Origin of the sequence: Halonotius terrestris, from assembly GCF_006861665.1 — an archaeon.
In the GTDB taxonomy this organism is placed as follows: domain Archaea; phylum Halobacteriota; class Halobacteria; order Halobacteriales; family Haloferacaceae; genus Halonotius; species Halonotius terrestris.
Genome location: NZ_RKLU01000011.1, coordinates 22,085 through 31,321, shown reverse-complemented (window position 1 = coordinate 31,321; position 9,237 = coordinate 22,085). Strand labels below are relative to the sequence as shown.

Genomic DNA, 9,237 nt, shown 5'->3' with positions numbered 1-9,237 from the left:
TNNNANAAGAGAGATTATTTGACTGTCTATGGCGCGCTGGCGACCCGCGTTCGCCATAAATTGTGGGATAACCCCCGATAGCGGCAAGCCACACACCGGGGGACTCGTCGCACAGTCGCCACAGTCTCTGGGAATCGCGCTGGCCCTGACAGGTCCGCCGGGCGACAGGTCGCGGCTCATCGCCACACCTCCAACAGATCGATGATGAGTGCGAGCTCGTGTTTGCTCACGCGCTCGCCGGAGCGGTCGACGCCGAGGAAGCCACGCAACAGCGCGAGCAGGTCGGCGCGCGTGACACTGAGCTCGAGATAGTCAACGCGGTTCGCCTGCGGCCACGTCCCGAACCGCGGCGGCACGGGAAACTCGTCGCGGTCGGCGGTGTCAGTCACCGGCGGTCACCTCCGGCGGATGAACTGTATGCTGATATATATTCTCTCGCTCCTGCCTGCCGGGGGCGACATACCGCCCGCGCTCGGCACACGCCTCGCAGACGCGCACCGTCGGGGCGGGCGGCTGGGCGTCGCGGTCGCGGCGAACCACCAACGCGTCGACGGGGCGCTCGCGGCCGCAGCCAGCCATGCAGGTCGCGGTCTCGGTCATCCGCGAATCACCCCAGGCTGCTCGGCGCAGTGCGGATTCCGGCACTGAAAGCCGGTCGGGTGGTGGCCACCGTACAGCGCGTCCGTCTTGCCGACATGGGCCATGCAGTGGCCGCAGACCGGACAGGTAGCACGGCAGCTCATTCTGCCGGCACCTCCATTGGTTCGTACTCGTACTCGTAGGTGTACGTTTCAACGTCGTAGCTGTACGGATAGATGCGCTCCGCAATCGCGGCGATGCCGACAGCATCGTGCCGGCTGTCGAATGGACCGAGGCGCATCGCACTGTCCGCAAGCAGCGCGTTCTCGTCGTACCGAATTCGGTCAGCTTCGACGAGATGGATCGTCGTCGTCATTCGCGCACCACCTGCCAGGTCGTCGGCGTGCTCGATGTCAACTTGCGCGCGGTTACGGGCGCGGGCGCTTCCTCAAGCTGCGCGAGTGCATCGCCCACCTCGCGCGACGAAAACCCCGTATCGGCTGCGATCTCGCGCGCTTTGATATACAGCGACGCGTCAGGCTCGGACAGCCGGCCCAGGAGGTAGCGGGCGATCTTCCGGCGGCGCCGCGTCGTGTTGCGCTGTTTCGCCCGGACGCGGGCACAGCGCGGCTGTTCGCTACTCATCGGTCGCCACCTTCGTAGCGCGCGACGGCGGCCTGATACTGCGCAGCGCTCACGAGGCCGTCGCGGACGCCGACACGATACTGTGCGAGCTGCCGCTGCGCGAAGCCGTCGTCGGTGACGGCTGCGGGCGCGGGCAGGTCGGGGCCGAAACTGTTTTCCGGCTCGTCGTTGTGTGTTCGCATGGTTTTTCGGTGCTCACGCGGCGGCAGCGGGCCGCCGTGGGACGCACTTGTGGCGTCTGTTCGTGAGCGAGAGCCGTCTGCGGACTCGAACCGCAGCCCCCACGCCAGCGACAGCGCCAGCAATCGCCTGTCGGGGGTGCCGACGACGGCCACGGTCGCCGCCCGTCGCTGTACCAAGCAGTGACGGCGCGCGGCGGCGACGCGACACTCCCTGACGCTGTCTGAACGCACGCGTATGGTCGCCAGCGAGTGTCATGTGTACCCTTTCCTAATGGTAGGCACTTATTTCTTTCCTATAGGTAAAGAAAACGACTCGCGGGTTTGATACATCCGGCTGCCGAATCAGCCTGTAATGACAAGGGGCCCTGACCCAAAACATAGCGACGGGGAAATCTTAGCGGTATTTCAGGCGTCTCCCGACCCGGTGCTGTTTGCCCAAGAAATCGCCGACGCACTCGATACAACCCGGCAAACGGTTTACTCTCGGTGTGCGGACCTCGTCGAGAAGGGCTATCTCCGGACGAAAAAACCGGGCGAGCGCAGTCGCATCTATTGGTTGACCTATGAGGGTGAACGGCGTTTGGCCGACGACGCATCCGACGCCAACCAGTAGACGGCGCTTCGCCTGCCGCCCTTCTTCTTCACCAGCTCGCCCTCATCGGCGAGCGTGTCCAGCCGATTTTTGACGCCCTGGCGTGTGTACTCGACTTCTGCGGCCACTTCCTTGACGAACAGCGCCGGATCGGGCGACTCGCGGAACACCGCGAGCAGCTCGTCATCGTCCACGCTGCGAACACCTCTGCTCATTCTGTGTTGGCCTTTGCTTGTCTATTGGAAAAGGTTTATGGTGGCTTGGACAATAGGAAAAGGTAGACACACCGGCCGCTCCGGGCGCTGATATCACGCGAGAAATCGCGCCCGCCTGTTGGTGCAGGCGGGCCGGTGGGTCAACCGACTGACCATGTCGAAACACGATGCCACGGACGATAAAACGTCCGTCCGACCGATTGCACCGACCCCGACCGACGCGCCGCTCGTCTGCGTCGATCTCGCCATCGACTACGCGGACGACGAGCTCCTCATCGACTTCGACGCGTGGAGCGCGGTGCGGCAGGCGACGACCGACACGCTCCGGCGGCAGGTGGAGGTGGCGTAGATGGAGAACAGCGGCTTCTACGGGACGGAGATCGCGGAGTGTCCGAGCTGCGAGCATCTGGTCGCCGGCCACGTTCACGGCGACTCGGCTGCCGGCGTCTACTCGTGGGCGTGCCCGGCGTGCGACTACTCCTGCGAACCGACCGATCTGGACGATTCGGTCTCGGTGAGCGAACTGCTTGAGCAAGACGTGCTGGAGGAGGTGGTGTAGATGGCACCGACCACGCGAACCACGACGGTCAACAGCTACGCCGTCGAACTGTGGTCGCACATCGACACCGAGACGGATACGCGTCGCGTCGCCGCGGCGTTCGACCGCGGCCGGCCCGAGATCGACAAGATCGAGGAGGGCGTCGGCGACACGACGGTCGTGTGGCTTCGCGAGCAGGTGATGAACTTCACCGCCCCGGATGGCTACCGAATCACGGAGGTCTCGCTGTTCGATGACGGCACCGCCGGTGTCGTGCTGGAGGCCGACCGATGAAGCCCGACACCGACTTTGTGGCCGACCGCATCGAGGACGCGCTCGACGGCGGCACCGTCGACAACTACGCGCGCGAGCACCTCCTGTCGGCACTCGCGGAGTGTGACTCCGAGCTCGCACGCAAACGTCGCGACGGCGAGCGCGAGCGTCCACAGCCGGCCGGCAAATGGATTGACGGCCCATAGTCAGCCCCACGCTCCTGGCAAAAAAAAAAAAAATTCAGCCCTTCGCTTCCGCGTTTCCGTATTCCCATACAATTCTTGCCGNNCGGCCGGCAAATGGATTGACGGCCCATAGTCAGCCCCACGCTCCTGGCAAAAAAAAAAAAAATTCAGCCCTTCGCTTCCGCGTTTCCGTATTCCCATACAATTCTTGCCGTTGTTATGATGCTCACAAAAAACTATCGGCGAGACCTGCTGCTGTCGCGGTTACTCGCTACCGTGCGCCCGGTGCCACCCCTGCACCCAGCCGCGGACATACGCCTCGCGTTCGCTGTCGGTCGCCAGGCCGTCGGGCAGTTCGATCTTGCAGTCGAGCGACGGCGCATACTCCACGCGGCGGTCGGGGCCGCTCACCGGCTCGAAGTAGTTTTCGAGCGTCGTCGTCACATGGCTGCGCGAGTACCCCGTGCGCTCGGCGAGCTCGACCATCGACACGGGCCACGCATCCGCGGCGAGAATCTCCTCTTCGATGAACTGCGCCACCTCATCGCGGGCGGGCGTCCGGTGTTCGTCGGGGACGTGTGACTTCGGTGCGATGTCGCTGGCATCGACGATTGCTGGCATACGTCGGCCCCAACGCCGCCACGAGGATAGATGTACCGCAGTGGGCCGCGACGCGGCGGGGCCACGCCACCATGCGTTAGCGAGTCACCGCGTCGCAGCTGGCGCTACGCAGTGGCGCAAGAAAAAACGAGTGGGCTGCGTGGCTATTCTGAGACGGTGAGCGAGCCGCTGCCGCCCGCGCTGCCGTGCAGCGTCGCGTCGTAGCTGTCGTGGGTAATTGCAACCGTCGCGGTGTCCGTATGGGATGCGGCGGCGAGCACGCGATCGTCGGGACTCGTCACCTTGAAACCGAGCCCCAGCCCGACCGGCACCTCACGCGTCTGTCCGGCGTCGGGCGCCGCGAACACCTCGGCGCTGAACACGTCCGTCGCGAGCAGCGAGCCCGCCAGGTCGGCCTCACCCGAGGCGCTGAGGTACTTCGCGTCACCCGTGGCGCTGTCCAGCGTCGCGGTCGCGTCGCCGTCGCTGACGAGCAGCCGCAACTGCCAGCTGTCGGGGTCCGAGCCGGCCGGGAGGTCGTACTTCCACGCCGCGCTGACGCGGGCCGTCACGTCGCTGACGGTGCCGTCGGCGGTTGTTGTTTCGGCACCCCGCACGTCGAGCGTGCCGAGCGAGACTGCTGCATCTGCCGTGGCCTGCTCGCTGGCGAGCAGCGGGCCGGCAACCAGGCCGGCCGCGCCGCTCACGCCAGCGGCAAGCAGTGTGCGTCGTCGCATGGTGGCGTGCCCCTCTCGGGACAGCCATGGCTACGGGTTGCAGTGGGATGAAGTGTGGCCAAGTGCGGAGTGAAAGTGAAACTAAAGCAGGTATGTGAATCGTTCAGATTGTGATAGAATAAACTGCCGTATCTACGAGCTGTTTGCGAAGGCGTGAATTGCAGCTTGCCGCCCCAACGTCGGCGCCGTCGTTGGGTCGAACACGCCAACGCTGCCGGATTCAAAGGGCGCAAAAATCACACGACCATCGGGGACGATTGCACCGGCGTTGAACGCAGCCGCACCCTGTCCATGTGCGGGGCCACTCGTGTACGAGTCATCACTCGGGTCGAATACCCCGACGTTCGCGCTATCGTATGGCGTCAGATACACCCGCCCGTCGCCGGCAAGCACACAGCCGCGGAACGACGTTTGCGTCTCGCCGTGTGCTGGCCCGTCGGTGTAGGTGTCTGTCTCGGGATCGTAGATGCCGATGTTCTCGTACTGATACGGGGCCATTATCACGCGCCCGTTTGGATCGAGACACGTCCCGAGAAACAGGTTTGTCGAGCCGGTATTGTGCGCATCGCCACGGGAGTAGGAGTCATTACTCGGATCGAACAAGCCGATGTAATTGCTGTCATCGGGCGCAAAGACGACGCGGCCATCGGGGATAAGTTGGATTGCGTGGTACGCGTTATCGCCTTCGCCGTGTGCTGGGCCGGCGGTGAAACTGTCGTCACTCGGGTCGAAAATCCCGACATTATCGCCGTCGTATGGTGCAAAGACGACACGGCCGTCGGGCACTGTGGTCGCGCCGTTGAATGGGTTGTTACCTTGGTTGTGTGCTGGCCCGCTGGTGTAGGTGTTCGTCTCGGGGTCGTAAATACCGACGTTTGCACTTGAAAGCGGGGCAAAAATCACACGGCCGTCGGGCGCAAGCGTCGCACCGCGAAACGCAGACCCACCTTCGCCGTGTGCGGGGCCGCTGGTGTACGTATCATCTACGGGGTCGTAAATGCCGACGTTGCTGCTGCCGTATGGCGCAAACACGACGCGGCCGTCCGGGAGGGTAACACTCCCCAGAAATGCGAGACCACCCTCGCCGTGTGTATCGCCGTTCGCATAAATCGGTGCGTAGGCGCGTTCGTTCCGATAGGTCATCTGCAACGCGTCCACCGTCGCTTGTCTATCGCCTCCGATATTCGACAGTTCGGGGAGTTTATGGTTGATAGTTTGCTTGTCTGCTTCTACCGATAGCGCATCCACGCCGTCGGCAAAGACGTCCACGCGATCTCCGGGCGCTCCAACGTCCCCGTCACTATCCGACGTGCTCGCATCCGCACTCGCCATGCCGGTCGCGGCCGCGCCGCCACCCAACGCGGCCGCCCCGGCGGCACCACCGGACAGCAGCGCCAGCCACTCGCGGCGACTGATGCCGTCGCCCACCTCGGCGTCGGCGCCATCCAGCCGCGCGGCGACCCGCGCGGCAAGCGCGTCGAGCTCCGCCTCGCTCAGGTCAGCTGCCATGCCACTGTGTTCCACCGCATCACACTTCAACGCACCGGGGCACAGTGGGGCGCGCTGTCAGGAGCGGCCCCACCACCAATAGATACCGAGCAGCAGCATCGCCACGGCGACCGTAATCACACCGGCGACGCGCCGGAGCAGCGCGCCGGGCAGCAGCGTCGCGGCCATCGCGGGTGTCATGAGCGCGAGCCACGTCACCGGCAGCACCCACGACTCCGACCAATTCCGCAACCCGATAAAGCCGGTAAACAGCACGAACAACCCGACGCCCGTGATGCCGAGTCCGCCGATGGCGTAGGGGCAGGCGAGCCAGTCGAACAGCTGGCCGTCGGCCATGAGCTCGTAGAACGGCCGCGAACACTCGAATGAGCCCTGCAGCGGCACGAGGGTCATTGTAGCACCACCCCGCGGATGAACGCGGCGAAGCTCACGCCGAACACCATCTGGAAAAACGTCTGGATGGTTGTCGCGAGCACGTCCGGCACGCCAAAGAGCAACTTCAAAATACCGCCCAGGTTCGCGATGACCTGCCAGCCGGTCGCCAGCGTGCGGCCCGCGCTCGTCGTGAAGTCCTGCAGCACGGAGTCGCTGCTTTGGTCGGTCGCCTCCTGGCCGACCATCGCGTCCGCGGCGGCCTGCACGTCGGCGTCCGCGCCGCTGTCGTATTCGACCTGCAGCGTCTGATAGAAGCCGATGCCCGACAGCATCGAGATCGCGAGAATCAAAGCTACGACGGAGAAAAAGGCGACAATCCCTTTCGCCATGTGCCACACTGTGGCGCGGTGGCACGAAAAGCTACCGCTCGTTTAGCTCGGCATCGCTTCCTTGTAGAAGGTGCCGCCGACGGCCACGATAATCATAACCGTCAGCGCGACACCCCCAACCTGCAGCAAGCCGAGGAACTGCAGCCCGGCGGCCATGAACACCATCGCCCACGCGCCGAGCAGCGCCGTCCGCGGCCCGTACAGCGCGCCCGCGAACGTCACCATCAGGAAGCCGAACACGCCGAGGATGTCGGGCGCGATAAGCAGCGCCAGCCCGCCGATGCCGACCGGCCGCTGGCCGTAGATTTGCCCATCCCGACTGTGCGTGCCGTCGTAGCTGACGAGCCAATTTTGCTGGCTTTGCGAGTCGTTCAGCGACACCACGATGGTCTCCGTGCCGAGGTCGGTGAATGTGCTGTTAAACACCTCGTTCGACGCGTTCCCCTGCTCGTGGACGACGATGGTGACTTCCTCGGTTTGGTTCGTCGGGTCCGAATACAGAATCTGCAGGTTCGACGTGTTCTCGTTGATGCCCGCATCGAACGTGCGCCCGGTCGCGTTCTCGGCCTCGAAGATAATCCGGCCGACGATAATCTCCTTGACGCCGGACGCGACGGGAATGTGCGTGCCGAGCAGCCGCGACTCGCCGGTGTTGCGATTCGTCACGCGCAGCCGGTAGCGTTCCTGGTACTGCCCGGTGAAGGGGAACTCCGCTGCGGCACCCCAAAAGTCACCGGCGACGACTGCCCACGAGTAGTTGCCGTCGCCGTCGGGGTCGACCGCCCGCTCAACCTCCAGCGTCGTGTTATCGGGCGGGAACTCACTCGTGCGGTCCTCGTAGACGAACGTCGTTTCGATGGCTGTCTCGTTGTCCACCTCGTACACCGATGAGTTGAGCAGGTAGATGTTCTGTTGCTCGCCGATCCTGTCGACGTATGCGCGGCGGTCATACCATCCCTGCCCGTCGAACGTGACGACAAAGGCGGTGTCGGGCAGCCCCTTGAGTGAGATGTTCCCGTCGCCGTTGCTGTCTGATTTGACGGTGACAATCTCGCCGTTCTCGGAGTAGAACGTCGCCGTGATATTCTTATCCGTAATAATTTGGGAGGCGTTCGACTCGTTGCGCAGCGTGATGTTTTCGGGCATCTGGAACGACTCGTTTCGGGCGTCCGTGTTCCCGTAGCTGTCGACCGCCGAGACGTTCCATTTCACCTGCTCGCCGAGGTCGAAGTTCTGGTTAACCGAGGCGGTGACGGTGCCGTTCGTCGTGACGTTCGTCTGGCCGATCTGCGAGCCCTGCAGGTAGAACGTCACCTGCACTTCGTCAGCGTCGTCGGCGAAGTCGGGGTCGGACACGTCCACGCGCAGTTCGTCCGGCGAGTCCGACACGGCACCCGTCGGCTCGGGGTTCGACAGCACCGGCGGGTCGTCGTCGACCGTCTGCAGCTGGATGGCGTGCCCCGACAGCCCGATGTCCAGCGTCAGGTTGCCGTTCGCGTCCGTCGTGCCGCTGGCCAGGAACGCGCCGCTGCCGGGGTCGACCGCCGCGACGGTAGTGCTCGCCGGCAGGTCGTAGACGGTGATGGTAGCGACGCCGTTGTTCGGCCCCTCCACGTACAGGTCCGTCGTGCCGTCGTCGAGCTGCACGCTGCGGATGCCGAGCCGGTCGGCGTCGCCCTTCACGTCGACGCGCTGTTTCGATTCGGGGTACACCTCCAGCGTGTTCGAGCCGGCGGTGATGTGCGTGACGTTTGTCCAGGTCCCGGTGAGGTTCTGCGTATGCACGCGCGCATCAACGTCGGCGTCCGACGCGAGCGTGATGTTCCCCGACTCGGTGGTGAGGTTCACGGCGCGGTCGGCGAACTGCGAGGAACTCGTCGAGCCGTTCGGGAACGGGTCCGAGAGCGAGACGTTCGTGCTGCCGTACAGCGTGACGTTCGTCCCCGACGGCGAGCGGAGCGTGACGCCCTCCTGCACCGGCGCGCTGTTGTCGAGTGTGACCATCACGCCGATGGCGGCACCCATCAGTACGATACCCACAAGAAAGCCGACGACGAACAGCCCGCGGCGACGCCACGCGTCCATACGCGGGCTTGTGTGGCGCGCCTCTTAATTCTGTGTCACACTGTGCCGCATCGACACGGCTCAAAAGGGGCCGCCGCGGTCGATGTCCTGCCGCACGTCGCGCCGAATCGGTGACACCCACAGCCACACGATGACGATGAGCGACAGCGAGACGAGCCCCAGCGCCATGAAGAAATAGATGCGCGGGTCGCCCCAGCCGAGCGACGCGGGCGGCCCGTCAATCGCGGCGCTGATGGGGTCGTACAGCGTCACGCCGACCCACGAGACGAAAATAATCACGAGCAACACGACGGGCGCTGCCACGACGCGGATGACGGAATCGACGCCGGCCAT

The 9,237-nt window shown here is 64.5% G+C and carries 18 protein-coding genes; 5 read left to right on the top strand and 13 right to left on the bottom strand.

From position 1 onward, the window contains the following. Positions 1-176 precede the first annotated feature (176 nt). From EGH24_RS13950 to EGH24_RS13930, 5 genes are all read right to left on the bottom strand, one after another. The gene (locus EGH24_RS13950; protein ID WP_142980745.1) at positions 177-389 is read right to left on the bottom strand and encodes a hypothetical protein; all 213 of its coding nucleotides are present in this window, start codon (positions 387-389) and stop codon (positions 177-179) included. Next, positions 382-645 (bottom strand): hypothetical protein, encoded by a 264-nt coding sequence (locus EGH24_RS13945; RefSeq protein WP_142980744.1) that lies wholly within the window; start codon positions 643-645, stop codon positions 382-384. The genes EGH24_RS13950 and EGH24_RS13945 overlap by 8 nt, the downstream gene beginning before the upstream one ends. A 94-nt stretch (positions 646-739) precedes the next feature. Further along, a complete protein-coding gene (locus EGH24_RS13940; RefSeq protein ID WP_142980743.1) occupies positions 740-955 on the bottom strand; it encodes a hypothetical protein in 216 nt (71 codons plus the stop codon). After that, on the bottom strand, positions 952-1,224 hold the full coding sequence (locus tag EGH24_RS13935) for a DUF7123 family protein (RefSeq protein WP_142980742.1): 273 nt from the start codon (positions 1,222-1,224) through the stop codon (positions 952-954). The genes EGH24_RS13940 and EGH24_RS13935 overlap by 4 nt, the downstream gene beginning before the upstream one ends. Continuing rightward, the gene (locus tag EGH24_RS13930) at positions 1,221-1,637 is read right to left on the bottom strand and encodes a hypothetical protein (protein WP_142980741.1); all 417 of its coding nucleotides are present in this window, start codon (positions 1,635-1,637) and stop codon (positions 1,221-1,223) included. Before EGH24_RS13930 ends, EGH24_RS13935 begins: the two co-directional genes overlap by 4 nt. A gap of 121 nt (positions 1,638-1,758) precedes the next feature. Between EGH24_RS13930 and EGH24_RS13925 the strand changes: the two genes are divergently transcribed. Further along, positions 1,759-2,019: a MarR family transcriptional regulator gene (locus EGH24_RS13925; protein WP_142980740.1), complete on the top strand. Its 261-nt coding sequence runs from the start codon at positions 1,759-1,761 to the stop codon at positions 2,017-2,019. Here the strand turns inward: EGH24_RS13925 and EGH24_RS13920 are convergent. Next, positions 1,968-2,192, bottom strand: a complete 225-nt coding sequence (locus EGH24_RS13920; protein WP_142980739.1) for a hypothetical protein — start codon at positions 2,190-2,192, stop codon at positions 1,968-1,970. The two genes, EGH24_RS13925 and EGH24_RS13920, sit on opposite strands and share 52 nt — an antisense overlap. Positions 2,193-2,367: 175 nt before the next feature. Between EGH24_RS13920 and EGH24_RS13915 the strand changes: the two genes are divergently transcribed. Genes EGH24_RS13915 through EGH24_RS13900 form a run of 4 tightly spaced genes read left to right on the top strand, consistent with a single transcriptional unit; the run spans position 2,368 to position 3,230 of the window. Further along, the gene (locus EGH24_RS13915; RefSeq protein ID WP_142980738.1) at positions 2,368-2,562 is read left to right on the top strand and encodes a hypothetical protein; all 195 of its coding nucleotides are present in this window, start codon (positions 2,368-2,370) and stop codon (positions 2,560-2,562) included. Next, a complete protein-coding gene (locus tag EGH24_RS13910; protein WP_142980737.1) occupies positions 2,563-2,772 on the top strand; it encodes a hypothetical protein in 210 nt (69 codons plus the stop codon). Beyond that, positions 2,773-3,045 (top strand): hypothetical protein, encoded by a 273-nt coding sequence (locus EGH24_RS13905; protein ID WP_142980736.1) that lies wholly within the window; start codon positions 2,773-2,775, stop codon positions 3,043-3,045. It begins immediately after the preceding gene. Then, positions 3,042-3,230 (top strand): hypothetical protein, encoded by a 189-nt coding sequence (locus EGH24_RS13900; protein WP_142980735.1) that lies wholly within the window; start codon positions 3,042-3,044, stop codon positions 3,228-3,230. Before EGH24_RS13905 ends, EGH24_RS13900 begins: the two co-directional genes overlap by 4 nt. Positions 3,231-3,473: 243 nt before the next feature. On the opposite strand, the gene EGH24_RS13895 is transcribed toward EGH24_RS13900, so the two are convergent. The 7 genes from EGH24_RS13895 to EGH24_RS13865 form a co-directional block, all read right to left on the bottom strand. Then, complete coding sequence (locus EGH24_RS13895) at positions 3,474-3,830, bottom strand: hypothetical protein (RefSeq protein ID WP_142980734.1); 357 nt, start codon at positions 3,828-3,830, stop codon at positions 3,474-3,476. Between the two features lie 143 nt (positions 3,831-3,973). Next, positions 3,974-4,546, bottom strand: a complete 573-nt coding sequence (locus EGH24_RS13890; protein ID WP_142980733.1) for a hypothetical protein — start codon at positions 4,544-4,546, stop codon at positions 3,974-3,976. A gap of 132 nt (positions 4,547-4,678) precedes the next feature. Then, complete coding sequence (locus EGH24_RS13885; protein ID WP_142980732.1) at positions 4,679-6,055, bottom strand: Vgb family protein; 1,377 nt, start codon at positions 6,053-6,055, stop codon at positions 4,679-4,681. Between the two features lie 57 nt (positions 6,056-6,112). Continuing rightward, positions 6,113-6,448 carry a hypothetical protein gene (locus EGH24_RS13880; protein WP_142980731.1) on the bottom strand — a complete coding sequence of 112 codons (336 nt, stop codon included), beginning with the start codon at positions 6,446-6,448 and terminating at the stop codon, positions 6,113-6,115. Next, positions 6,445-6,819: a hypothetical protein gene (locus EGH24_RS13875; protein WP_142980730.1), complete on the bottom strand. Its 375-nt coding sequence runs from the start codon at positions 6,817-6,819 to the stop codon at positions 6,445-6,447. The genes EGH24_RS13880 and EGH24_RS13875 overlap by 4 nt, the downstream gene beginning before the upstream one ends. 42 nt (positions 6,820-6,861) lie before the next feature. Next, positions 6,862-8,904 (bottom strand): MHS family MFS transporter, encoded by a 2,043-nt coding sequence (locus tag EGH24_RS13870; RefSeq protein ID WP_142980729.1) that lies wholly within the window; start codon positions 8,902-8,904, stop codon positions 6,862-6,864. 60 nt (positions 8,905-8,964) lie between these two features. Continuing rightward, a complete protein-coding gene (locus EGH24_RS13865) occupies positions 8,965-9,237 on the bottom strand; it encodes a hypothetical protein (protein ID WP_142980728.1) in 273 nt (90 codons plus the stop codon).